Annotated in this window: 24 protein-coding genes and 1 pseudogene; 13 read left to right on the top strand and 12 right to left on the bottom strand. The window is 66.3% G+C overall.

Annotation, left to right across the window (positions count from 1 at the left end):
* Positions 1-3: 3 nt before the first annotated feature.
* A complete protein-coding gene (gene rnk, locus ACFOOL_RS11460; RefSeq protein ID WP_380097184.1) occupies positions 4-414 on the bottom strand; it encodes a nucleoside diphosphate kinase regulator in 411 nt (136 codons plus the stop codon).
* Between the two features lie 283 nt (positions 415-697).
* Between rnk and ACFOOL_RS11455 the strand changes: the two genes are divergently transcribed.
* The 4 genes from ACFOOL_RS11455 to ACFOOL_RS11440 all read left to right on the top strand — a co-directional run bounded on the left by ACFOOL_RS11455 (position 698) and on the right by ACFOOL_RS11440 (position 6,269).
* Positions 698-1,252, top strand: coding sequence for a LemA family protein (locus ACFOOL_RS11455; RefSeq protein WP_380097183.1), 555 nt, complete (start codon positions 698-700; stop codon positions 1,250-1,252).
* A gap of 5 nt (positions 1,253-1,257) precedes the next feature.
* Positions 1,258-3,171, top strand: coding sequence for a DUF2207 domain-containing protein (locus ACFOOL_RS11450; protein ID WP_380097182.1), 1,914 nt, complete (start codon positions 1,258-1,260; stop codon positions 3,169-3,171).
* 76 nt (positions 3,172-3,247) lie between these two features.
* Positions 3,248-5,272: a glycine--tRNA ligase subunit beta gene (gene glyS, locus ACFOOL_RS11445; protein ID WP_380097181.1), complete on the top strand. Its 2,025-nt coding sequence runs from the start codon at positions 3,248-3,250 to the stop codon at positions 5,270-5,272.
* Between the two features lie 16 nt (positions 5,273-5,288).
* Positions 5,289-6,269: a DUF808 domain-containing protein gene (locus ACFOOL_RS11440; protein WP_380097179.1), complete on the top strand. Its 981-nt coding sequence runs from the start codon at positions 5,289-5,291 to the stop codon at positions 6,267-6,269.
* Between the two features lie 6 nt (positions 6,270-6,275).
* Here ACFOOL_RS11440 and rnhA read toward each other — a convergent pair whose 3' ends face one another.
* Positions 6,276-6,746 carry a ribonuclease HI gene (rnhA, locus tag ACFOOL_RS11435; RefSeq protein ID WP_380097177.1) on the bottom strand — a complete coding sequence of 157 codons (471 nt, stop codon included), beginning with the start codon at positions 6,744-6,746 and terminating at the stop codon, positions 6,276-6,278.
* The gene (gene ispH, locus ACFOOL_RS11430) at positions 6,739-7,713 is read right to left on the bottom strand and encodes a 4-hydroxy-3-methylbut-2-enyl diphosphate reductase (RefSeq protein ID WP_380097486.1); all 975 of its coding nucleotides are present in this window, start codon (positions 7,711-7,713) and stop codon (positions 6,739-6,741) included. The genes rnhA and ispH overlap by 8 nt, the downstream gene beginning before the upstream one ends.
* A gap of 119 nt (positions 7,714-7,832) precedes the next feature.
* Here ispH and ACFOOL_RS11425 point away from each other — a divergent pair, with 119 nt between their 5' ends.
* The 3 genes and pseudogenes from ACFOOL_RS11425 to ACFOOL_RS11415 all read left to right on the top strand — a co-directional run.
* A complete protein-coding gene (locus ACFOOL_RS11425; protein WP_380097175.1) occupies positions 7,833-10,103 on the top strand; it encodes a putative PEP-binding protein in 2,271 nt (756 codons plus the stop codon).
* Between the two features lie 81 nt (positions 10,104-10,184).
* Positions 10,185-10,733 carry a hypothetical protein gene (locus tag ACFOOL_RS11420; protein WP_380097174.1) on the top strand — a complete coding sequence of 183 codons (549 nt, stop codon included), beginning with the start codon at positions 10,185-10,187 and terminating at the stop codon, positions 10,731-10,733.
* An 819-nt stretch (positions 10,734-11,552) separates the two neighbouring features.
* Positions 11,553-11,966, top strand: a pseudogene (locus tag ACFOOL_RS11415) (cell wall hydrolase); the annotation flags it as partial.
* 59 nt (positions 11,967-12,025) lie between these two features.
* On the opposite strand, the gene ACFOOL_RS11410 reads toward ACFOOL_RS11415, so the two are convergent.
* The 3 genes from ACFOOL_RS11410 to ygfZ all read right to left on the bottom strand — a co-directional run bounded on the left by ACFOOL_RS11410 (position 12,026) and on the right by ygfZ (position 14,120).
* Positions 12,026-12,517, bottom strand: a complete 492-nt coding sequence (locus ACFOOL_RS11410) for a hypothetical protein (RefSeq protein WP_380097172.1) — start codon at positions 12,515-12,517, stop codon at positions 12,026-12,028.
* A 54-nt stretch (positions 12,518-12,571) separates the two neighbouring features.
* Positions 12,572-13,189, bottom strand: coding sequence for a hydrolase (locus ACFOOL_RS11405; protein WP_380097170.1), 618 nt, complete (start codon positions 13,187-13,189; stop codon positions 12,572-12,574).
* A 100-nt stretch (positions 13,190-13,289) separates the two neighbouring features.
* Positions 13,290-14,120 (bottom strand): CAF17-like 4Fe-4S cluster assembly/insertion protein YgfZ, encoded by an 831-nt coding sequence (gene ygfZ / locus ACFOOL_RS11400; protein ID WP_380097169.1) that lies wholly within the window; start codon positions 14,118-14,120, stop codon positions 13,290-13,292.
* A gap of 70 nt (positions 14,121-14,190) precedes the next feature.
* On the opposite strand from ygfZ, the gene ACFOOL_RS11395 reads away from it, so the two are divergent.
* Complete coding sequence (locus ACFOOL_RS11395; protein ID WP_380097168.1) at positions 14,191-15,516, top strand: dihydroorotase; 1,326 nt, start codon at positions 14,191-14,193, stop codon at positions 15,514-15,516.
* A gap of 422 nt (positions 15,517-15,938) precedes the next feature.
* Here the strand turns inward: ACFOOL_RS11395 and ACFOOL_RS11390 are convergent, their stop codons facing one another.
* The 4 genes from ACFOOL_RS11390 to ACFOOL_RS11375 all read right to left on the bottom strand — a co-directional run bounded on the left by ACFOOL_RS11390 (position 15,939) and on the right by ACFOOL_RS11375 (position 17,724).
* Positions 15,939-16,490 carry a hypothetical protein gene (locus ACFOOL_RS11390; RefSeq protein ID WP_380097167.1) on the bottom strand — a complete coding sequence of 184 codons (552 nt, stop codon included), beginning with the start codon at positions 16,488-16,490 and terminating at the stop codon, positions 15,939-15,941.
* Positions 16,491-16,574: 84 nt separating this feature from the next.
* The gene (locus ACFOOL_RS11385; protein ID WP_380097166.1) at positions 16,575-16,853 is read right to left on the bottom strand and encodes a hypothetical protein; all 279 of its coding nucleotides are present in this window, start codon (positions 16,851-16,853) and stop codon (positions 16,575-16,577) included.
* 88 nt (positions 16,854-16,941) lie between these two features.
* The gene (locus tag ACFOOL_RS11380) at positions 16,942-17,313 is read right to left on the bottom strand and encodes a TIGR02301 family protein (RefSeq protein WP_380097165.1); all 372 of its coding nucleotides are present in this window, start codon (positions 17,311-17,313) and stop codon (positions 16,942-16,944) included.
* 9 nt (positions 17,314-17,322) lie between these two features.
* Positions 17,323-17,724 (bottom strand): NUDIX hydrolase, encoded by a 402-nt coding sequence (locus ACFOOL_RS11375; RefSeq protein ID WP_380097164.1) that lies wholly within the window; start codon positions 17,722-17,724, stop codon positions 17,323-17,325.
* A gap of 67 nt (positions 17,725-17,791) precedes the next feature.
* On the opposite strand from ACFOOL_RS11375, the gene ACFOOL_RS11370 reads away from it, so the two are divergent.
* Positions 17,792-18,508, top strand: a complete 717-nt coding sequence (locus ACFOOL_RS11370; RefSeq protein WP_380097163.1) for an SOS response-associated peptidase — start codon at positions 17,792-17,794, stop codon at positions 18,506-18,508.
* 215 nt (positions 18,509-18,723) lie between these two features.
* Here ACFOOL_RS11370 and ACFOOL_RS11365 read toward each other — a convergent pair whose 3' ends face one another.
* Together ACFOOL_RS11365 and ACFOOL_RS11360 are read right to left on the bottom strand one after the other, a co-directional pair.
* Complete coding sequence (locus ACFOOL_RS11365) at positions 18,724-19,281, bottom strand: hemerythrin domain-containing protein (protein ID WP_380097161.1); 558 nt, start codon at positions 19,279-19,281, stop codon at positions 18,724-18,726.
* A 69-nt stretch (positions 19,282-19,350) separates the two neighbouring features.
* On the bottom strand, positions 19,351-20,766 hold the full coding sequence (locus ACFOOL_RS11360; RefSeq protein WP_380097160.1) for an FAD-binding oxidoreductase: 1,416 nt from the start codon (positions 20,764-20,766) through the stop codon (positions 19,351-19,353).
* Positions 20,767-20,871: 105 nt separating this feature from the next.
* Here ACFOOL_RS11360 and ACFOOL_RS11355 point away from each other — a divergent pair, with 105 nt between their 5' ends.
* Genes ACFOOL_RS11355 through ACFOOL_RS11340 form a run of 4 tightly spaced genes read left to right on the top strand, consistent with a single transcriptional unit; the run spans position 20,872 to position 23,066 of the window.
* Positions 20,872-21,678: an enoyl-ACP reductase FabI gene (locus tag ACFOOL_RS11355; protein WP_380097159.1), complete on the top strand. Its 807-nt coding sequence runs from the start codon at positions 20,872-20,874 to the stop codon at positions 21,676-21,678.
* Between the two features lie 54 nt (positions 21,679-21,732).
* Positions 21,733-22,353, top strand: coding sequence for a histidine phosphatase family protein (locus ACFOOL_RS11350; protein WP_380097157.1), 621 nt, complete (start codon positions 21,733-21,735; stop codon positions 22,351-22,353).
* A 57-nt stretch (positions 22,354-22,410) separates the two neighbouring features.
* The gene (locus ACFOOL_RS11345; protein WP_380097156.1) at positions 22,411-22,662 is read left to right on the top strand and encodes an antitoxin; all 252 of its coding nucleotides are present in this window, start codon (positions 22,411-22,413) and stop codon (positions 22,660-22,662) included.
* A gap of 14 nt (positions 22,663-22,676) precedes the next feature.
* Positions 22,677-23,066, top strand: a complete 390-nt coding sequence (locus tag ACFOOL_RS11340; protein WP_380097154.1) for a type II toxin-antitoxin system VapC family toxin — start codon at positions 22,677-22,679, stop codon at positions 23,064-23,066.
* Positions 23,067-23,075: the final 9 nt, after the last annotated feature.

Raw genomic sequence — 23,075 nt, 5'->3', positions numbered from 1 at the left:
GAGCTATTCCGCCGCCACCGGCGCGGTGACCGACAGCACCGTCAGCATATGGCGCTTGTTGGCGCGGTCGCGCCAGGTGATGGACTGGCCGCGGCGCAGCCCGATCAGTGCCGTACCGATGGGCGTCATCACCGAAACCCGGCCCTGGGCGATATCGGCCTCGGCCGGATAGACCAGGGTGATTTCCTGTTCCTGGCTGTCGGCGGTGCGATAGCGGATGCGCGAGCCCATGCGGGCTACGTCGTCCGGCACCTGCGCATCGGCGACCACCTGGGCCCGATCCAGTTCGTTGAGCAGCTGGTCGGAAAGGTCGGGCATGTTGTCGAGCCCGGCCATGGCCAGCCGGTTGAGCATGGCGTGATCGGCTTCGCCTACGATGATGTCGGGCGAGAGATCGTTGTGAATGTCGTTCATGGTGGAGTCCTGTTGGCATCGCGCGCAAGAGCGGCGGTCAAGGATAGCATCTGGAAAATGAGGGAGAGCGAAGCGCCGGTGCGATCTGCCGTCGCCCTAAACAGGCTCCGGCGCGGGCGTGCCTAGGGCATCTATCCTGCGAGCAGGATCGTGCAGCAATGGTTCAGGCGCATACTCATGGCATCAAAGCTAGGGATTGCCCGGTGGAAGTCAAGCCCCCCGCCGTTGCATCGGCGCCGCCAACCTGCCAGTCTTCGGCCCGCAACGCTCAGGAGCGCGCCTCATGGAATGGATCATTCTTGCGCTAGCCGTCATCATCATCGGCTATGCGATCTTCATCTATAACAGCCTCGTCTCCAAGCGGCAGATGGTGCGCGAAGGCTGGTCGGGCATCGACGTGCAGCTCAAGCGCCGCACCGATCTCATCCCCAATCTGATGGAGACGGTGAAGGGCTACATGGCCCATGAGCGCGAGACGCTGGACGCGGTGGTCAGCGCCCGCGCCAGGGCCACCGGCGCCGCCTCGTCCGGCCCGGAAGCCCGCGCCAGGGCCGAAGGCGAACTCTCAGCGGCGCTAGGACGGCTCCTCGCCATCGCCGAGGCCTATCCCGACCTCAAGGCCAACACCACCTTCCTCGAGTTCCAGAACGCGCTGCGCAGCGTCGAGGACGAGATCCAGATGGCGCGCCGCTACTACAATGGCGCGGTGCGCAATCTCAATATCCAGGTGGAATCCTTCCCCTCCAATATCATCGCCAATCTGTTCCGGTTCGAGACGGCCGAATATTTCGAGCTGGAAAACGAAGCCGAGCGGGCCGTGCCGCAGGTCAAATTCTGATCCCCATGCGCCTCTCCGCCCGCCTGCTTGCCGCGCTTTTCCTTTTGCTCGCGCTTGCCGTCCCGTCGCTGGCGCGCGAGGAAATCCGGGCCATGGCGAGCGACGTGACGCTGCGCGCCGACGGCTCGGTGCTGGTGGTCGAGACCATGGATATCCGCGCCGAGGGCAACCGCATCCGTCGCGGCATCTATCGCGATATCCCGGTCACCATGCTGGGGGATGCCGGCAACAAGATCCGCATCGATATCGACGTGCGCTCGGTGACGCGCGACGGAAGCCCGGAAGCATTCCGGGTCGAGCGGATGGGGGATTTTCGGCGCATCTGGATCGGCGATTCGGCGAACCTGCTGGCGCGCGGCGATCATCGCTACGTCGTCACCTATGCGATGGAGCGCATGGCAAGACCGATCGAGGGCGGCGACGAACTCTACTGGAACGCCACCGGCAATTACTGGGATTTCCCCATCCTTTCGGCGGTCGCCCGCGTCAGCCTGCCGGAGGGCGCGGTGATCGACAGGCTCGCCGCCTATACCGGCGCGGTCGGCTCGAGCGAAAGCGCGGTGACCATCACAAGGCAAAGCGACGGCAGCGCTATTTTCCGCAGCCGGCGCGAACTGGCGCCGGGGGAGGGGATGACCGTCGCCGTCTCGTTCCAGAAGGGCATCGTCACCTATCCCGAGGGCCTCGAGGGTCTGCTGCAGGCGCTCTCGGATCTGCGCGAGGTCTGGCTGCCCATCGGCGCCGTCCTATTGTTGCTGCTCTATAATTTCACCGCCTGGCTGCGGGTGGGGCGCGATCCGCCCCGGGGCACGATCATTCCCCTCTTCCATCCGCCCAAGGGATTTTCGCCGGCGCTGGCCCACTATGTGCACAATTGGGGCTTTGCCAATTCGGGCTGGACCGCGATGACGGCGGCGATCTTCAATCTGGGGGTCAAGGGGCTGGTCCTTATCGACAATACCGACAAGACCCTGACCGTCAGCGCCACCGGCAAGCAACCGGACGAGAAGCTGTCCTCGGGCGAAGAGGTGCTGTTTTCCTATTTTTCCGCCAGGGGCTCGGTCAGTTTCGACAAGGCCAACGGAACTGCCCTCGGCACCAAGCGCACCGAATTCGTCGGCGCCATCACCCGCGAGAACCGCTCGCTCTGGTTCAACAACAACATCATGTTCGCGGTGATCAGCTTCTTCCTTGCCGGCATAATGCTGCTGCTGATGGTGATCTATGACGTGCTCGATCCCGGATGGCTGATCATCGGCGCCGCCGGCGGCATTTTTATCGGCGTCATCGGCTCGCTGATCTTCAATACGCTGCGCTCGGGCGGCTGGCAGCGTTATCTCGTCATCGCCTTTGTGGGTATCTTCGCCTTCAATTTAGGGGGAGGGTTGCTCGACAGCCTGACCAACCTCACCATCGATACCGCGACGCTTGCCGCCGGCTCGCTGGTCGCCATCAGCCTGGTCTTCACCATCCTCATGCGCGCCCCCACGGTGCAGGGGCGCAAGATCATGGACGAGATCGAGGGCTTCAAGCTCTATCTCGAGACCGCCGAGAAGAACCGGCTCAACATCGTCGACGAGCCGCCCATGACCATCGACCGTTTCGAGCGCATCCTGCCCTATGCCATCGCGCTGGGCGTGGAAAAGCCCTGGTCCGAGCATTTCGAGGCCGAGCTGCAGCGCAATGCGGTGGCCGACGCGACCGAGAAAAGCTATTCGCCGCATTTCTATTCGGGGTCGAACGCCTTTTCCTCGGGCGGCATCTCCCGCGCTGTCAGCACCGCCTCCTCGGGCATGGCCGCCGCCATGATCGCCGCCCAGCCGGTGCAGGCCAGTTCTTCCGGCACCGGCGGCGGGGGCGGAGGTGGCGGCGGCTTTTCCGGCGGTGGCGGGGGCGGCGGGGGCGGTGGCGGCTGGTAGCCGACATGGCTTGCCGATAGACAACCCGATGCCCCCGCGCTAATCACGCTCCTGTCCAAGGAACCCGGTTATCCCCATGCCAGAATTGCTGCTCGAACTCTTTTCCGAGGAAATCCCGGCCCGTTTCCAGCGGCGCGCCGCCGAGGATTTGAGGAAGGCCGTCACCAATGCGCTGGTGGATGCGGGTCTGGTCTATGAGGGCGCCAAGGCCTTCGCCACGCCCCGCCGCCTGGCCCTGACCGTCTCGGGCCTGCCGGGCCGTTCTCCCGACAAGCGGGAGGAAAAGAAGGGCCCCAAGGTCGGGGCACCCCAGCCGGCCATAGACGGCTTCCTGCGCTCGGCAGGGCTGAATTCGATCGACGAGGCCAGGATCGAGAGCGACCCCAAAAAGGGCGATTTCTACGTGGCGGTGCTTGAAAAGCCGGGCGCCGACGCGGTGGAACTGCTTTCGGACATCCTGCCCGAAGTGCTGGCCGATTTTTCCTGGGCCAAGTCGATGCGCTGGGGATCGGGAAGCTTTCATTGGGTGCGCCCGCTGCGGGCCATCACCGCCACCTTCGGCCCGGAAAACGACGAGCCGGTGGTCGTGCCGTTCGCCGCCGCCGGGATCGAGGCGGGCCAGACTACTTATGGCCACCGGTTCCTGGCGCCCGGCGCCATCAAGGTGCGGCGCTTCGGCGATTATCTCATGGCCCTGGAGCGCGCCAGGGTCGTGCTCGACATCGACCGGCGCAAGGACATCATCCGCACCGATGCCGACAATCTCGCCTTCGCCCAGGGGCTGAGCGTCATCCATGACGAGGCGCTGCTGGAAGAGGTGGCGGGCCTCGTGGAATGGCCCAATGTGATGATGGGGTCCTTCGATCCCGATTTCCTCAAACTGCCCGAGGAAGTCATCATCGCCACCATCCGCGCCAACCAGAAATGCTTCTGCCTGCGCGATGCCTCGGGCCGGCTTGCGCCGAAATTCATCATCACCGCCAATACCATCCCCAGCGATGGCGGTGCCGTGGTCGTGGCCGGCAATGAGCGCGTCATCCGCGCCCGCCTGTCCGATGCCGCCTTCTTCTACCAGGGGGACCTGGCCATCCCGCTCGAGCACGGCCTGCCCAAGCTCGAGGACATGGTGTTCCACGCCAGGCTGGGCTCGCAATTCGCCATGGTCGAGCGCCTCGTGCATCTGGCCGCCGAAATCGCCCCCAAAATAGGCGCCGATGTCGACGCCGCCAAGCGTGCCGCCATGCTGGCCAAGGCCGATCTCGTCACCGGCATGGTGGGGGAATTCCCCGAGTTGCAGGGGCTGATGGGACGCTATTATGCCCTGGCCCAGGGCGAGAAGCCGGAAATCGCCGATGCGCTGGAAATGCACTACAAGCCGCTCGGCCCCTCCGACCGCGTGCCCACCGAGCCGGTGTCCATCGCCGTGGCGCTGGCCGACAAGCTCAACGTGCTCTCCGGCTTCTGGTCGATCGACGAGAAGCCGACCGGCTCGCGCGACCCCTTCGCGCTGCGGCGCGCCGCTTTGGGCGTGATCCGCATCATCACCGAGAACGGGCTGAAATTCCCGCTCGCGGTGGAGCCCGACCTGCTGGCCTTCTTCCACGACCGCCTGAAAGTGTCGCTGCGCGAGGCCGGCGCCCGCCACGATCTGGTGGACGCGGTCATCTCCGCCGACAGCAACGACATCCTGCAGATCACCCAGCGCACCGAGGCGCTGTCGAGCCTGCTCGCCACCGATGACGGGGCCAATCTGCTCGCCGGCTATCGCCGCGCCGCCAATATCCTCGCGGCCGAGGAAAAGAAGGACGGCAAGGCCTATGGCGGCGCCCTCGACGGGGCGGCGCTGAAACTGCCCGAGGAAAGCGCCCTGGCCCATGCCGTCGACACCGTCCACGCAGCGGTGGCGGCGCTCGTGGCAAGGGATGACTACAAGGCGGCCATGACCGAGCTCGCCACCTTGCGCGCCCCGGTCGATGCCTTCTTCACCGCCGTACTGGTCAACGAGGCCGACCCGGCGGTCCGCGCCAACCGGCTCAACCTGCTGGCACGGCTGCGCGACACCATGCATTTGGTGGCCGACTTCTCCAAAGTGGCCGGGTAGGAGCGAGGGGGCGGGAATGAGCGTCGGCCTTCTCGCCCTTCTGGACGATGTCGCGGCGCTCGCCAAGGTGGCGGCTGCCTCGCTGGACGATATCGCCGGCCAGGCCACCAAGGCCGGAGTCAAGGCGGCGGGCGCCGTGGTCGACGATGCTGCCGTCACCCCGCGCTATGTCGAGGGCTTTTCCGCCGACCGCGAATTGCCCATCGTCGGCAAGATCGCCTGGGGGTCGGTGCGCAACAAGCTGCTGTTCCTGCTGCCCGCCGCGCTGGTGCTCAGCCTCGTCGCGCCCTGGATCATCACGCCCGTCCTGATGCTGGGCGGGGCGTATCTCTGCTACGAAGGAGCCGAAAAGGTCTTCCATGCCCTGCGCCCCCACGCGGCCGAAGCGCATGAGGCGGGGCTGGAGCCGGCGGCGCTCGACCCGCGGAGCGAGGAGGACGAACGGGTTTCCGGCGCCATCAAGACCGATTTCATCCTCTCGGCCGAGATCATGACCATTGCCCTCGCCGCCATCGAGGTCGACAGTTTCTGGACCCGCGCCGCCATATTGGCGCTAGTCGGCGTCGGCATCACCGCCTTGGTCTATGGCGCCGTGGCGCTATTGGTGAAGACCGACGATTTCGGCGTATTGCTGGCCCGGCGCGGGCATCTGGGCGCCACAAGGCGCTTCGGGCGCCTGCTGGTCCGGGCCATGCCCGGCTTCATGGTCGCGCTGGGCGTGGTGGGCACCGCCGCCATGATCTGGGTCGGCGGCGGCATCGTGCTGCATGGCCTCGCCAGCTTCGGTCTCGACGCGCCCGAACATCTCATCGAGGGGGCCGCCGAATGGGCCGCCCATGCCATGCCGTCCATTGGCGGCTTCGCCTTCTGGGCGGTGACGGCTTTCATCGACGGCATTTTCGGGCTGGCCTTCGGCCTGTTGATGATCCCGCTGGCCGGCCATGTCATCACGCCCCTGTGGCGGGCGCTGAAGCGGCTGCTGCCCGGAAAGGCATAGCAGCGCTCAGAAGGGCGGCGTGAAACTCTCCGCCCTTTTCGGCTTGAAGGGAGCCATGCCCTCGCGGGCCAGCTCGTCGGCGCGCTCGTTCAGTTCGTGGCCATTGTGGCCCTTGACCCAGTGCCAGGAAATCTCGTGCCGCCTGGTGGCCTCGTCCAGCGCCTGCCAGAGCTCGACATTCTTGACAGGCTTCTTGTCGGAGGTCTTCCAGCCATTGCGCTTCCAACCGTGAATCCAGCTCTGGACGCCGTTCTTGACATATTGGCTGTCGGTATGGAGCTCGACCTTGCAGGGACGGGTGAGCGCCGAGAGCGCCTCGATGGCGGCGGTCAGCTCCATCCTGTTATTGGTGGTGAGCGGCTCGCCGCCCTGCAATTCCCTGCGATGGCGCCCGAATTGCAGGATCGCACCCCAGCCGCCCGGCCCGGGATTGCCCGAACAGGCGCCATCGGTATGGATGACGACCGTGTCAGTCACGGCCCGACGCCGTCGCCAGGTCGCGCAGCACCTTGGGGATGTTAAAGGCGATATTCTCTTCGGCCGTGGTCCGGGTCTCGACCCTGACCTCATAGCGCTCGGCAAAGGCGTCGATCACCTCCTCGACCAGGCTTTCGGGCGCGGAGGCGCCGGCGCTCACCCCCAGCGAGCCGAGATTGCCATAGACCGACCAGTCGATCTCGCTGGCCCGGTCGACCAGAGTGGCGACCCGGCAACCCGCGCGCAGCGCCACCTCCACCAGCCGCTGGGAGTTGGATGAATGGGGCGAGCCCACCACGATCATCGCATCTACATGCGGCGCCACGGCCTTGATCGCCTCCTGGCGGTTGGTGGTGGCGTAGCAGATGTCTTCCTTGTGCGGGCTGTTGATGGAAGGGAACCGCGCCCGCAATGCCGCCACGATCTCGCGGGTGTCGTCGACGCTCAACGTGGTCTGGGTGACGAAGGCCAGCGTCTGAGGGTCCCGGGGCACGAAATTGTTGGCGTCCTCGACGGTCTCGATCAGCGTGACGGAGCCGGGCGGCAACTGGCCCATCGTCCCCACCACCTCCGGGTGCCCGGCATGGCCGATCAGCACGATCTCGTGCCCTTCCTCGAAATGGCGCCTTGCCTCGACATGCACCTTGCTGACCAGCGGACAGGTGGCGTCGAGGAAGAACATGTTGCGCTCCCGCGCCTCCGCCGGCACGCTCTTGGGCACGCCATGGGCGGAGAACACCACCGGAGCGTCGGTTTCGGGGATTTCCTCGAGTTCCTCGACGAAGATCGCGCCCTTTTCCTTGAGCCCTTCCACCACATATTTGTTATGGACGATGGCGTGGCGCACATAGACCGGCGCGCCATATTTTTGCAGCGCCAGCTCCACGATCTGGATGGCGCGGTCGACGCCGGCGCAGAAACCGCGCGGAGCGCAGAGCAGAATATCGAGATGCGGCCTTTTTTCCATGTCTGGAGACATGCTTTCCGCCTCGTGCCAAGTCAAGTGCTGTTGCAGCCGGGGCAGGGCATGGGCAATATGCGTCAATGGTTTGACATAGGCGGTACGCATTGAGTTTGGCCCAGGAAATGTTTGCGATCGCCCCGGCTCTGGGGAAAGCGAACCTGAGCGCCAGCCAGCTCAAGCTGCTCGCCGGCAAGGCGCGCTGGATCTTCCGCGTCTGCGAGGCGGGCTTCCCCACCGTCCCCACCATCGCCATCACCCGCGCCGCCTGGGAGGAATTGCAGGTCGAGCGCCTGCGCCGCGACACAAGGCTGCGCAATCACTGGGTGGCCTGCCTGTTCAAGCTGGTGGACAAGGACGGCAAGCCGCCCGTGCTGGCGGTGCGCACTTCGGCCTCCAGCCACAATAGCGGGCTGATGCCGGCGCGGCTGGGCATTCCGGCGCCATCGATGCCCGAGGATGCGGTCGACCCTGCCCGCCCGCTGGCCCGGGCCATCAAGCACGCCTTCGAAAGCTACGGTTTTCCAGGCACCGCCTGGGTGAGCGCGCGGCAGGAGGACGACCGGGCGCGACAGATTGTCCTGGTGCAGGCCATGGCCGAGGGCGAGGAGCAGCTCTTCCTGACCCGCAATGCGGCGACCGGCGCCATGGGGCCCGCGCCGCTCGACGGCAAGGCGCTGCCGCGCCTGCCCGAAAGCGTCGACGCGCTGGTCGCGCTGCTCGACGCCAAGGCCGGACGCCACATGGCCTGCCTCGTCAGCATCGACCGGGGCGATGTGCGGTTCCTCTCGGCCCGCTCGGTCCTGGCCTCGCCCGGGGCGGAGCTGGAGGCGGCGGTCGATCGGGTCGACCGCAAGGTCTGGGCGCCCCAAAGCGCGGTGAACCGCGTGGACCCCGCCCGGCTGGCGCTGATCCTGCATCCCCGGCTCAAATCGCCCGAGGAGGTTGCCCCCATCGCCATGGGCCTTGGCGTGTCGCCCGGTGCGGCCAGCGGCATCATCGTCTTCAATCCCGATGACGCGGTGCGGCTGCGCGCGCGCGGCAAGCACTGCATTCTCGTGGTCAACGAAACCGGCCCCGCCGATATCGAGGGCATGAAGGCGGCGACCGGCATATTGACGGCGCGCGGCGGCATGTCGAGCCATGCCGGCGTCATCGCCCGCATCACCGGAAAGCCTTGCGTGGCCGGCGTGCGGAACCTGTCGGTGGACGCCCTGGAGATGGTGTGCCGCATCGGCGAACGCGAATTCCGCGCCGGCGACCGGCTCACCATCGACGGCACCGACGGCTCGGTCTATCTGGGCGCGCTGCCGCTGGCCCAGCCGCAGATCGGCGGGGCCATCCTCCGGCTGCTCAACTGGTCCGACGCCAGCCGTTCCATCGCCGTGCGCACCAATGCGGAAACGGTGGAATCGGCCCAGACGGCGCTCAGTTTCGGCGCCGAAGGCATCGGGCTCGCCCGTTCCGAGCACATGTTCTTCTCGCCCGAGCGCATGGTGGCGCTGCGGCGCATGATCCTGTCGGAGGACGAGGATGACCGATCCCGGGCCATTGCCGGGCTGGTCGATTTCCAGACCGGCGACTACTCGGCCCTGTTCTCCGCCATGCGCGGCCAGCCGGTCAATGTGCGCCTGTTCGACCCGCCGCTGCACGAGTTCCTGCCGCGCACCGACGAGGAGATCGAGGAGACCGCCGCCTCGCTGGGCCTCGCGGTCCGGGCCCTGCGCCTGCGGCTCGAGCGCATCGCCGAGATCAACCCGATGCTGGGCCACCGGGGGGTGCGTCTCGCCATCACCTATCCCGAAATCCTGCAGATGCAGATGCAGGCGGTGCTGGCCGGGGCGCGGGCCGCCAGCGAAACCCAGGCCGAGCCGGTGTCGGTCGAGGTCATGGTGCCCTTCGTCTCGACGGCCAGCGAAGTGTCCTTCGTGCGCGAGCGGGCCACCACCATCCTCGATAATTCCGGCCTCACCCGCTCCGACCGGATCCGCTTCGCCTTCGGCACCATGATCGAGCTGCCCCGCGCCTGCCTGCGGGCCGGCGACATCGCCGGCCAGGTCGATTTCATCTCCTTCGGCACCAACGACCTGACCCAGACCACGTTCGGGATCTCGCGCGACGACGCGCCGGCCTTCCTCGCCGCCTATCAGCGCAAGGGCGTTTATGAGCGCGACCCCTTCGTCACCATCGACGCCAAGGGGGTGGGGGAAATGATCGAGATCGCCATCCGGCGGGGGAGGCAGGCCAATCCGCGCCTCAAGATCGGAATTTGCGGCGAGCATGCGGGCGATCCGGCCTCGCTGCGGTTCTTCGCCGGGCTGGGCGTCGACTATGTCAGCTGCTCACCCTATCGTGTTCCGGTCGCCCGGCTGACCTTGGCGCAGGCTTCGGCTTAAATTGGTACCGCCCGACGCCCAGGCGGGATCGGCATCACATCCGGCACTTCGCCGGATCGACACGGAAGGGACGCTGCGTTCGTGAACAAGGTTCTGGCTATTCTGGTTCTACCGGTCTTTCTCGGTTTCGCCGGCCCGGCGGCGGCCCAGTCCGCGGCCCAATGCGCGGCCATTGGCGACGATGCCGAGCGCCTCGCCTGTTACGATGGCCTGTTCCGCGACGCGGCCACCTCCGACGCGGTGAACGTGAAGCTGGAATCCGAACAGCTCATTCCCGCGCGCCCCAGCGGCCGCGCCCCCGCCACCATCACCCTTTCCTGCGAGGCAAGCGGGCTGCGCATCGCCTTCGGCTTTGCCGGAAACACCCTGTCCTCGCTCGGGAACGATGTCGGGCTGACGCTGCAGTTCGATCTCCAGCGCCGCTCGCGCACCTTGCCGGTGGACGCGGAAAACACCGCCGTCCTCATCGATGGCACGGCGGACGCGCTGGCGTTTATCGACAGTCTCGCCGGCGTCACCAATTTGACGGTGCGGGTCACGCCGGCCAGCACCCGCACGCTGTCGGCCCGCTTCCGGGTCGACGATTTTGCTGCCCGGGCCGCCCCCGTCATCGCCGCCTGCGGCCGATAGGCCGCGGGAGCCCGACTCTGCCCGATCCCGGCCACATCTGCGCCCTTCGATTGCCCCTATGGGCGTTTACGCACCGCTAACCCTAATGAGAGATGATCACGCTCGTCGGCATTTGAGCGTCACATTTGCCGGTCTTGAGTTCGTGTTGCGTAGCGTTGAGTAGCGTATATGGCCTTTTCCCACCGGCCGATGGTGCGTCCGCACCCGGTCAGAGCGGTCAGCCGGGCAGGTGCCTTCGTCAGGACGGTGACGACGGGCGCCATTGCATCCCTGGCCTATCTCGGTCTTGCCGGTGGCGCATTCGGCCCGGCCTCGGAGCCCCTGGGCGAGATGGGCCGTCCCGTCGCCGAGGTCGCCCTGGCGAGCCTCACCTATTCCGGCGTCGATCCCATCATCACCGGCTCGGTCGACCATCTGTTCGATACGGCCAGCTTCACCGGCCCCAACCGGGCGCAAAAGGGCGATCGCATCCGCCCCGAGGCCGATCCGCTGGCTATTTCGCGCGGCTTCGAGGAGGTGCGCATGCGCCTTGCCGCGTTGCGCGCTCCGCCGTCCGACCCGACCGATCTGGGCCAGTCCCGCTTCGCCGATGCGGGTGACGCGGCGGAAAAGGATGGGGAGGCCGGCCCGCGCATGTCGGTGGCTTCGCTCCACCCCAATGCTGCCGCCGCGCTCGACGCCATTGCCGGCATCGCCCCCAAAAGCGGGGAAAGCCTGGCCGGCGTCACCCTGCCCGAGGCGGTGCCCGAGCAATTGGCCTATGCCCGCGCCAACACCCCCGCCATAGGCGACATGGCCACGGGCGAGGCGATGAAGGTTTCCGACCGCGAATTGTGGTGCCTGGCCACGGCCATCTATTTCGAGGCGCGCGGCGAAAGCTATCGCGGCCAGGTGGCGGTGGGGCAGGTGGTGCTCAACCGCGTCAAGGACCACCGCTATCCCGACACGATCTGCGGCGTGGTGTTCCAGAACCAGCATCGGCGCAATGCCTGCCAGTTCTCCTTCGCCTGCGACGGCATCCCCGAGACGGTGACCGAGCGCAAGCCCTGGGAACAGGCCGAGGAAATCGCCGCCAAGGTCACGAAGGGCGAGCTTTACCTGACGGAAGTGGGCGAGGCGACCCACTACCACGCCACCTATGTGCGGCCGGCCTGGGCCCCGCGCATGACCAAGGTCACCCAGATCGGGCTGCACGTCTTCTACAAGTTCAAGCGCGGCTGGCTGTTCGGTTAATTCTTTGTCTGTCCATCGGATTTTCTGAAAACCGCGACTGCGTTTTTCAGTCCGATGCGCTAGTGGCGGCCGCGCAGGCTGATGAATGAATTGCCGCTGCGGCTGGTGAAGCGATACCATTTCCCATCGGACCAGAACGCGATCCAATTGTCTTCGCGCGGCGTCATCTCGGTGACCTCGATGCCGGGATAGCGGACATTGCGCGAGATCAGGCCATCGGTGGAATAAGTGCCGGTGGCGGTGGTGGCGATGCTGACATAGCTCACCTTGCCGGCCTCTATCTTCTTGACCTGGCTGGATGAAATCGGATCGGTCGACACCCAGTCGGCATAATCGACCCGATATTCCCGGTCATCGAACTTGACCAGCTTTCCCGGATCGAACGCGGCCGGCATTCCATCGGCCAGCGCCTGCCCCGTGGAGGCGGCCAGGATCGCGACGCATGCCATTCCCAAGGCCATATCTCGGACCATGCGGCGCATCGGCAGGTTCATCGCTGGCTCCAGTTCTGTTCCACTTCGGCACAGATGCCTTAACGGATCAGTAACCATGAAGCTGCGAGCCGGCGACGGCAAGATGAATTTAGGGTTAATGCTAACACCGGTTCAGGCGCCGGGGACAAGTGCGCTAATGGCTTCGAAGGTCTCGATAAACCGGCCATGGGCCTGCTGGGTGGGCCAGGGGCGGATGAGGCTGTCGAAGGCGTCGAGGTCGAAGGCGGGCCGGGCCGGCTCGCCGAACAGCCGCCGTGCTTCGGCCGGATCGAAGCCGGCCAGATGCGTCGCCTCGAAGAACGCGGCCTCGCGGTCGGCCTTCTTGACCTGCCGCACCTGCGCCGCCGGCATGGTGGCCGGCAGGGAAAAGCGCAGGTAAATGGCTGACAACAAACGGTTTTCCACGTCCTTATAATTGCCACCCATCGCCGCCTTGAACGGGGAGATGATGTCGCCCATCACATATTCGGGCGCGTCGTGCAGCAGCGTCTGCAACTGGGCAGCCGGCCCGGCCTCGGGATTGGCGGCGCGGAACAGCTCCAGCACCAGCACCGAATGCTGCGCGACGGAAAAGGGATAATCGCCAAGGGTTTGGCCGTTCCACCGCGCCACCCGCGCCAGGCCATGGGCGATGTCGGACAGTTCCACATCGACCGGCGAGGGATCGAGAATATCGAGACGGCGGCCGGACAGCATGCGCTGCCAGGCGCGGGCGCTTTGGCGTGACATCTTCTATTTGTTCGCTAGCACATCGTTAGCACCAGCCATAGCAGACCGTCGCGATTCGATAACGTTCACTGGCATGGGAAAGCGCCGAAACGCCTGAGGCTCAGTCCTCGACACTGGCCTGACCGAAGCGGTAATCGGCCCACGCGGGCAGCGCCACCGCCGCCGGCCGGTCCCCGATGGTCACCGCAGCGGGGTCGGCTATGCGGTCGAGGCGCAAAATGGCGACGGCCTGGCCGTTCTCCACCTGGCCGATCTTTCCCGCCTCGCGCCCGCCGGCGGAAACCGCGCTGCCGGCCTCGGCCGCGATGCCGGAGACGAGGACTGGCCGGCGGCGGGCGGTGCCGCGATGCTTCATGCGGCTCACGACCTCCTGCCCGACATAGCAGCCCTTGTCGAAATCGATCCCGCCCAGGAGATCCATGCCCAGATCATGGGCGAAGGCGTCATTGGCGGGGAAATCATTGCCCTGATGCAGGATGCCGGCGGCAATGCGCGCGCCCTGATAGGGGGCGTCGTCCTCTACCCACCCTGCCGCATCCCCGGCCGGGGCGATGACGCGCCAGCCCAGCTCGACCGGACCGCGCCGGTCCCGATGGGCGATGGCCTCCGTCACCGGCGCGGACGCATAGCCGACCCGATGGGTGTCGCGCAGATCCTCGATCTCGGCCGCCGCCCGCAGGCGGTACATGCGCATGCGTCGGAAAAAATCGTCGGCGACGCTCGCATGCACGTCGAGCCAGAGAGCGTCGTCGCGCCAGCCGGCAAGACCCTCGGCAAGGATCTTGCCCTGCGGCGAGAGCAGCGCCCACCAATGGGCGAAGCCATCCTCGCCATCGGGAACATGGCCGGTCAGCACGTCGTTGAGCAGGCGATGCGCCTCGGGCCCGGAAAAGCGGAACAGGGAGCGGTCGGCGCGCAGATGGATGGTCATGATGGCTTGCCTCGTCGGGCGCAAATGCTAAACCGGCCGCGAACCAGAGCAGACGGCGGGGACCCGAGACATGGCGCAGTACGACACGATTTTCAAGAACGCCACGCTGGTCAACCAGGACGGCGAGGGCGAGGGCGACATCGCCGTAAGTAACGGGCGCATCGCCGCTTTGGGCACGGTCGCGGGGTCGGCCGCACAAACCATCGACTGCAAGGGCCTGCACATCCTGCCCGGCGTCATCGACACCCAGGTGCATTTCCGCGAGCCGGGCCTGACCCACAAGGAAGATCTCGAAACCGGCTCGCTCGGCGCGGTGCTGGGCGGGGTGACGGGCGTGTTCGAAATGCCCAACACCAATCCCTTGACCACCAGCCGCGAGACCTTCGAGGAAAAGATCCGCCTCGGCACCGGCCGCATGCATTGCGATTTCGCCTTCTATATCGGAGGCACCCACGACAATGTGGAGGAACTGGCGGCGCTGGAAAAGCTGCCCGGCTGCGCCGGGGTGAAGGTGTTCATGGGCTCCTCCACCGGCTCGCTGCTGGTGCAGGACGATGCGGGGGTCGAGGCGATCCTGCGGGCGATCTCCCGCCGCGCCGCCTTCCATTCGGAAGACGAATACATGCTGGAGGAGCGCAAGGGCCTGCGGGTTCCGGGCGATCCCGCCAGCCATCCGGTCTGGCGCTCCCCCGAAGTGGCGCTCAACTCCACCAGAAGGCTGGTGGAACTCGCGCGCAAGACCGGCAGGCGCATCCATGTGCTGCACATCTCGACCAGGCAAGAGATGGATTTCCTCGCCGACCACAAGGACGTGGCCAGCGTCGAGGTGACCCCGCACCATTTGACGCTGGACGAATCCGCCTATGAGGGCCTGGGCACCTATGCGCAGATGAACCCGCCGGTGCGCGACCGGGCGCATCGCGAGGGCATCTGGAAGGGCGTCGCCAACGGGGTGGCGGATATCCTGGGCTCGGACCATGCCCCCCATACCCGCGCAGAAAAGGACGTGGCCTATCCCCAGAGCCATTCGGGCATGACCGGCGTGCAGACGCTGGTGCCCACCATGCTCGACCACGTCAACGCCGGACGGCTGAGCCTGCAACGCTTCGTCGACATGACCAGCCACGGACCCAACCGCCTGTTCGGCATCGCCAACAAGGGCCGCATCGCCGTGGGCTACGATGCCGACCTCACCATCGTCGACATGAAACGGCGCGAAACCATCACCAATGCCTGGATCGGCAGCCGGGCCGGGTGGACGCCCTATGACGGGGTCAGCGTGACCGGCTGGCCGGTCGGCACCATCGTGCGGGGCCACACGGTGATGTGGCAGGGAGAGCTGGTGACCAAGGCGCAGGGCCGGCCGATGCGGTTTCTGGAGGCGCTGGCGGGGTAGGGGGGACCGCCACCTCGTTACGGCGGTGGGCTCACGATGACGTCTAGAGGCTTTCAGGTTTTGAAGGAAGCGGCGACCAGTACCCCCTTCCCCTTGAGGCAGGGCAATCGCATATGGAAAAATCTGTGAGGCCGGCCCCTCCGCCTCCCTCCCCCTTGAGGGGAGGGAATGAGGGTGGGGGTTCGGGATCATCCGGGAATCCGATTGATTCATCGAGGAAATTGACGGCGCGGAACCCCCACCCCTAACCCCTCCCCTCAAGGGGGAGGGGAACGCAACAGCGGCCATTGCACCGTCAGGCTCACATGTAATCCCCTGCCCTTGAGGGGAGGGTTGGGGAGGGGGTGGATTTGTGAGCCACCAAAGAGGACCCCCACCCCCGACCGTCAAGGGGAGGGGAGCCGAGGGACCGGCGCCAAACCTCAATCGCCTGCGACGAAGGCCTGCCAGTCGCCATCGGGGCCGATATAGACGCGCCACCAGAACCAGCCGCCGAAACCGTGCATGTCCGCGAGCTGGGCGGCGGTGACGAGGCGGTAGGCGTCGACGGTCTGCCCGGGCGTGAGGGCGGCGAGGTCGGCGACGGCCAGATAGGGCCAGACATAGTTGGGGCTGTCGCTGCCGGCGCCGAGCACGGCGTAGGGCATTTCGAGCAGGTTGCGCAGCAGGGCGAGGATCTGCCGGCCCTCTTCGTCCTCCGACTGCTCGCGCAGATAGGCCAGCGCGTCGTCGGGGCGGCCGAAGCTGACATTGGGCGGCGTGTCCTGCGCGTCGATGATCGGCTGGAGACTGTCGAGATCGCCGGTCCTGGTCGCCTCGATCAACTGCTCGCGCATCGCCCGAACCGGCTCGGGCAGGGCGGACACGTCATCGCTGACGACGAGATCGGCATAGGGGTCATAGGAGGCGTCCTCCTGGGCCAGGGCGGGCGCGGCGAGGAACAGGGCGGCGATCAGGACGGGCAGGCGGCGCATGAAAGGGGCTCCCGGATAACAGGCCAGGAGACATCACGCCGAAAATTCGGCGCGAATTTATGGCAGGACGGTCAGAAAGCCGGCCTATTGCAGGACCCGCTCGAGATTGTATTCGCCGTTGCGGATGCGCTCGGGCAGTTGCGCGACGAGGTCGGCGGTGGCTTCGTCGCCATGCAGGCGCACGAAGGTGGCGAGCGCGGCGAAAAGCGAGGCATGGGCGAGGGAGGCGGCCTCGAGCCCGTCTTCCTCGGCACTGTTCCACGCCTCGGCCAGATATTCGAGGGCAAGCTGGCGCTCCGCCTGGCTGCGGTCGAACGGGCCGATCCCCGAGGCGGGCGAGAAGATGGACTTGGTCGTGCTCATGCGGACGGAATAACACGGACCAAAGGGCGCCGCGCGGGGGACGTAACCCGAAGGTTAACATCCGGTGGGCAATTCTACCGACCCCCCGCTATTCGGCGAAGCGGGTGTGGATTTCGCGCGCCAGAAGCTGCGCCTCTTTCAACAGGCGCTTCAACGCCTCGCGCGAGGCCGGGGTGCACTGGCGATGGAAGCGGGCAAAGGCCGTGTAGCCGCCATTGAACGAGCCGGCGAGGCGCTGCCGCCGGTCCTCGTCGGGCTCGTCGAGCGCGATCAGTTCGGCCATCTGCTGGCGCCAGTCCTCGCTGGCGGGCTCGCATAGCGGCTGCAGGAAATAGAGGCTCCCCATGATCTCGGCCAGCCGCTCCATCTGCCGCTGATAGGGCGGATCGATGGCGAGCGCCGGGGCGGCGAGGCCGGCGGAAACCAGAAGGGCGGCGAGAAGACGCAAGGGTGCTGTCATGCCCGCCTTCTACCAGCTTTGCTCCAGAACCCGGAAGCATTCCCTGATCACGTCATCGAGCCGGGATGTGGTGCGCAGGGCCGGGAGCATGCCCGGATCGGCCCATTTATGATCGGCGATCTCGTCGGAGGGGCGAATGATCCCGGAAAAGTCGGTGGTGGCGAAGACCGCGAGCCGGTAGGAGCCGTCGCGTCCTAGCGACTGCACCAGCGCAAGGCGGGGATTGCGGATGGCCAGCCCCACCTCCTCCTCCACCTCGCGGATGGCGCATTGCTCGGGGGTCTCGCCCTCGTCCATGCGGCCGCCGGGAAAGGTCCACAGATTCTGATAGGGTGCGAAGGCGCGCTTGATGAGCAATACCTTGCCGTCGCGAACGATGGCGACGCTGGCGGCGTTGGGTTGATCGGTCATGGCTCCGGAGGTGGTTTGCGATTCGTTGCCGGGGAGTCTACCCCTCCAGAGGTGAAGGAGACATGCCATGTGCGGACGCTATGCACTGACCCTGAAGCAAGGGAAGATGGCGGAGCTCTACAAGCTCCTCGACACCGTCGCGGTGGTGCCGCGCTACAATATCGCCCCGACCCAGCCGGTGGTGGCGATCTGGGAGGGGGAGGCGCGGCGGGCGGCGCATTTCGCCCGCTGGGGCCTCGTGCCCGGCTGGGTGAAGGACCCGCGCGACTTTCCGCTGCTGATCAATGCCCGCGCCGAGAGCATGGCGGAAAAGCCGGCCTTTCGCCATGCGCTGAAACATGGCCGCTGCATCGTGCCGGCCAGCGGCTATTACGAATGGCATGCCGGGGCGGACGGCAAGAAGCGGCCCTATTACATCACTCGCGCCGACGGGCAGCCCATGGCGCTGGCCGGGCTGCGGGCGGTCTGGACGGGACCCGAGGGCGAGGAGATCGACAGCCTCGCCACCGTCACCGTGCCGGCCAATGCGCAATTGGCGGCGATCCACCACCGCATGGCGGCGATCCTGCTCGACGAGGCGGCACAGGATGCCTGGCTCGACGTGCGCGGGGTACGCGCCCAGGAGGCGGCGCAACTGGCCCTGCCGCTGCCCGAGGGAGCGTTGAAATTCCATCCGGTGTCCAGCCGGGTCAATTCGGCGCGCGAGGACGATCCGGGGCTGATCGCGGAAGTGGCGGCGGAAAGGGCGGAGGAGGACCGGGGCGGGCAGATGAACCTGTTTTAGGTCTCCTGTCTCCAGAGGGGAGGACAAGAGGGTTTCACTCAGTATGTCCTAGCGCGATTTGAGTTTTTGACGTCATTGCCGGGCTTGTCCCGGCAATCCAGCTTGCCGGAAGCCCGTCTGGACCACCGGGACGAGCCCGGTGGTGACGATGGGGGAGAAAGCGGCGTTGCAAACAACTGCTGCCCTTGCGACGCGGGCCCAGAGGGGCACCACCCCTACATGATGCCGAAATAGCCCAGCGCGTCGCCCATGGCGTCTTCCTCGTAGCCCAGATGCGAGAGCAGCACTTTTTCGAGCGCGTGATAGACCAGCTTGGTGTCCTCGAACCGCTCCGGCGTCGGCTCGCCGGCCAGCGCGTTGAGGGCGTCGATGAGGCGCAGCAGCAATTCGTGCACCACCACATGCTCGGCCCGGAGCCGGTCGGCGATGGCCTTGAACACCGGGCCCTGCTGCGCCAGCGCCGGAAACAGATGCGCGTCCTCGATGGAATGGTGGGTATGCACGAACTGGCAATACTGGCCGCACAGATTGCCGAAGCGGCGGAAATTGGACACCATTTCGAGATTGCCGGTTTGGGCGGCCACTTCGGCGGGCGAGACCGTGCCCGCATTGGCGCGCTCGATCAGCTTGCCCAGCGTCACCATATTGGCGCGCAAATGGTCATGGATCTGTTTGAGATGTTCGCCCGCCGCGCGCTGCGCCGGGGTCAGCCCCTCGAGCCTGGGGGCCGGGGGACGGGTGGCGTCGTCAAGAAATTCGATGTCGTCAAGCATGCGGCCTTAGATGGAGCAGGCACGAGGCCGATGCAAGAACCCACATCGGGGGAACCAGGGCACATGAGATCAGCCCAGCATCTTGCCCGGATTGAGGATGCCGCGCGGATCGAGCGCGGCCTTGATGGCCCGCATCATCTCCAGCGCCACCGGGTCCTTGACCTGTTTCAGCAGCTCGACCTTGAGCTGGCCGATGCCGTGCTCGGCCGAGACCGAGCCGCCATGGCGCAGCACCACCTCGTAGATGGCCGCATGCAATTGCTCGTCGTGGCGGGCCATGAACGCCTGGGGATCGGCGCCCGCGGGCATGGAGAAATTGAAGTGGATATTGCCGTCGCCCATATGGCCGAAGGGCACCGGGCGGATGCCGGGCACCAGCTTTTCGGCGGCCGCATTGCCTTCGCTTATCAGCGCCGGAATGGCGGCGACGGGCACCGACACGTCATGCTTGATGGAGGCGCCCTCGCGGCTCTGGCATTCGCTCATCTGCTCGCGGAACGCCCACATGCGGGTGCGGTCGGCCAGCGATTCGGCGATGACCGCATCGGTGAGGAGGCCCGCTTCGAAGGCGGCTTCGAGAATCTCCGCCAGGGTGCCGGGGGCAGTGCCCTCCATGCGGGAGATTTCCACCAGACCGTACCAGGGCGCGAGGCCGGCGCTGGGATCGGCATCGAGCATCCCGTGCCGGAGCTGGATGTCGAGCCCGATACGGGGAATGAGCTCGAACGCGTTGAGGCGGGCCCCGGCGCGCTGGCGCAGCAGCCGGAGCAGCGCCAGCGCCATGTCGGGGGAATCGAGATTGACCAGCGCCGTCTCGTAATCCCGGGGCAGGGGAAACAGCTTGAGGCTGGCGGCGGTGATGACGCCCAGCGTGCCCTCGGCTCCCACCAGCAAATCCTTGAGATCGTAGCCGGTATTGTCCTTTTTGAGGGCGGTGAGGCCGTTATAGAGCCGGCCATCGGCCAGCACCGCCTCGACGCCCATGGTCAGCTCGCGCGCATTGCCATAGGCCAGCACGTTGACCCCGCCGGCATTGGAGGAGAGGACGCCCCCGATGCGGGCCGAACCCTGCGAGGCCAGCCAGAGCGGGAACATGGCGCCCGCCGCCTCGGCCGCCTTGTGGGCGTTTTCGAGGATCACCCCGGCCTCGGCCACCATGACCCCGGCCCCGGCATCGAGGGAGCGGATCTCGTCGAGCCGGGCGAGGCTGAGGATCACCTCGTCGCCCCGCGCCGGCACCTGCGCGCCCACCAGCCCGGTATTGCCGCCCTGGGGAACGATGGCGACGCGGTTCTCGTGCGCCCAGCGCATGACCGCCTGCACCGCCGCCCGATCGGGCGGCACCGCCACCGCCGCCGCGGTCCGGTGGAAGCGCCGGCGCGGCTCGTTGAGAAAGGCGCCCATCCGCTCCGGCGCCCCGATCACCCCGGCCGGGCCCAGCAGGCCCTCGAGGGCGGAAACGATCGCGGCGGCGGAGAGGGACATGGAAAACTCCCGTGAAACTGGAACCCGGCCCGGGCGCGCGCTTGCCCGCCCCGGCTCCCATGTGCCACAACCGGGCAAACGACTCCAGACAAGGAAAGACCCAGAATGTCCACCGGATTGATGGCAGGCAAGCGCGGGCTGATCATGGGCCTGGCCAATAACCGCTCGATCGCCTGGGGCATCGCCCGGCAGCTCCACGCCCAGGGTGCCGAATTGGCCTTTTCCTATCAGGGCGAGGCCCTCAAGCGCCGCGTCGAGCCGCTGGCGGCCGAACTGGGCTCGGACTTCCTCGTCGAATGCGACGTGACCGACGAGGCGGCCATGGACGAGACCTTCCGCCAGCTCAAGGACCGGTGGGGCTCGCTCGACTTCGTCGTCCACGCCATCGGCTTTTCCAACAAGGACGAGCTGGAGGGCCGCTATATCGAGACCAGCCGGGACAATTTCGCCCTGACCATGGACATCTCGGTCTATTCCTTCACCGCCGTGGCGCGGCGCGCCGAAGCGCTGATGAACCCGGGCGGGGCGCTGCTGACCCTGACCTATTACGGCTCGGTCAAATATGTGCCCAACTACAACGTCATGGGCGTGGCCAAGGCGGCGCTCGAGGCCTCGGTGCGCTATCTGGCCGTGGACCTGGGCAAGAAGGGCATCCGCGTCAACGCCATTTCGGCCGGCGCCATCAAGACCCTCGCCGCCTCGGGCATTTCGGGCCTGCGGGACATGCTGCACTGGCAGGAAGCCAATTCGGCGCTGCGCAAGAATGTCGATATCGCCGATGTGGGCGGCGCCGCCGCCTATCTGCTCTCGGACCTGGCGGGCGGCGTCACCGGCGAAGTCCATTATGTCGATGCCGGCTTCAACGTGGTGGGCATGAAACTGCTCGACGATGCCGGCGAGACCGGCGCATAAATCCTGGTTTCACTCTTTTCGAAGGACGCGCCGGATCGGGCGCGAATGTGCAAGATGACTGCCCTTGTCTGGCCGGAAATCTATTTCATCCGGCATGGAGAAACGCCCTGGAACGCCGAGCGCCGCTATCAGGGCCGCAAGGACATTCCACTCAACGACAAGGGTCGGGGCCAGGCGAGCCGGAACGGCACGACGCTGGCGGCCCTGTTCGCGGCGCGCGGCCTCGATCCGCGCAATTTCGAGTGGCACGCCTCGCCGCTCGGGCGCACCCGCGAGACCATGGAGCGGGTGCGCATGGGCTTTTCGCAGCACCTGCCCGAGGTCAAATACGACGTGCGGCTGATGGAGATCAGCTTCGGCGTGCTGGAGGGGAGCCTGCATGAGGAGCTTCCGGTTCACATGGCGGTGGCCCCCGGCGCCCGCGACGAGACCTATTGGGACTTCCGCCCGGAAAACGGCGAGAACTACCGCGACGTGGAGGCGCGGCTTTCCGAATTCGCCGGCGTGCTGGGCGGCCCCTCGGTCATCGTCGCCCATGGCGGCATCGCCCGCACCTTGCGGGTGCTGATCGAGCGGGCGCCGATCATCGACGTCATCAACTGGGCGCCGCCCCAGGACGTGATCATGCATTTCACGCCCGGGAAGATGGAACTGATCGGGGCGCGGGACCTCTGACTTGTTGCCCGGGCCGTTCGGGCCTATCTTGAGGCATGGCTTCCAAAGGAGGCGCATGTGAACGAGATCAAGAAGAGCAGCCTTTTTCGCGCCGGTGACAGCCAGGTCATCAAGGTGCCGCACGGTTTCGAACTGCCGGGCACGGAAATCACCGTGACCCGTGAAGGGCATCGCCTCATCATCGAACCGACCCTCAAGGCGAATCCGCCCAAAAGCTGGGCCGAAGTGCTGGATCAGATGGAGACCATCGACGTCGACTGGCCGGATGTGGATGAAGGGCTGCTGCCTCTGGATGATGTAGAGCTTTGAGCCGCGCCCGGTTGATGCTCGACACCAATATCGTGTCGGTTTTCATGCGCTATCCGGCCGGGCGCGTGGGTGAGCGTCTGCGCGTATATGAGGTGGGCAGCGTTGCTATCTCCGTCATCGTATTGTGCGAACTCAGATTTGGCATCGCGCGCACGGGCTCGGCAAGGCTCCAGCGTCAGATGGAATGGGCGCTGGGTTTTCTGGAGGTGTTGCCTTTCGAGTCGCCCGCCGATCAGGGTTACGCCGATCTTCGGGCCGCGCTGGAACGCGATGGCAAGCCCATCGGCTCCAACGACCTCTTCATCGCCGCTCATGCCGTGGCCTTAAATCTCCCTCTCGTGACGGCCAATATGGGGGAATTCTCGCGCGTGGCCGGGCTGAAGCTGGAGAACTGGCTCGATTGACCTGAGGGC

Origin of the sequence: Devosia honganensis, from assembly GCF_042648785.1 — a bacterium.
Lineage (GTDB): Bacteria > Pseudomonadota > Alphaproteobacteria > Rhizobiales > Devosiaceae > Devosia > Devosia honganensis.
The sequence above is the reverse complement of the archived record's forward strand: the minus strand, read 5'-3'. Positions and strand labels throughout refer to the sequence as shown.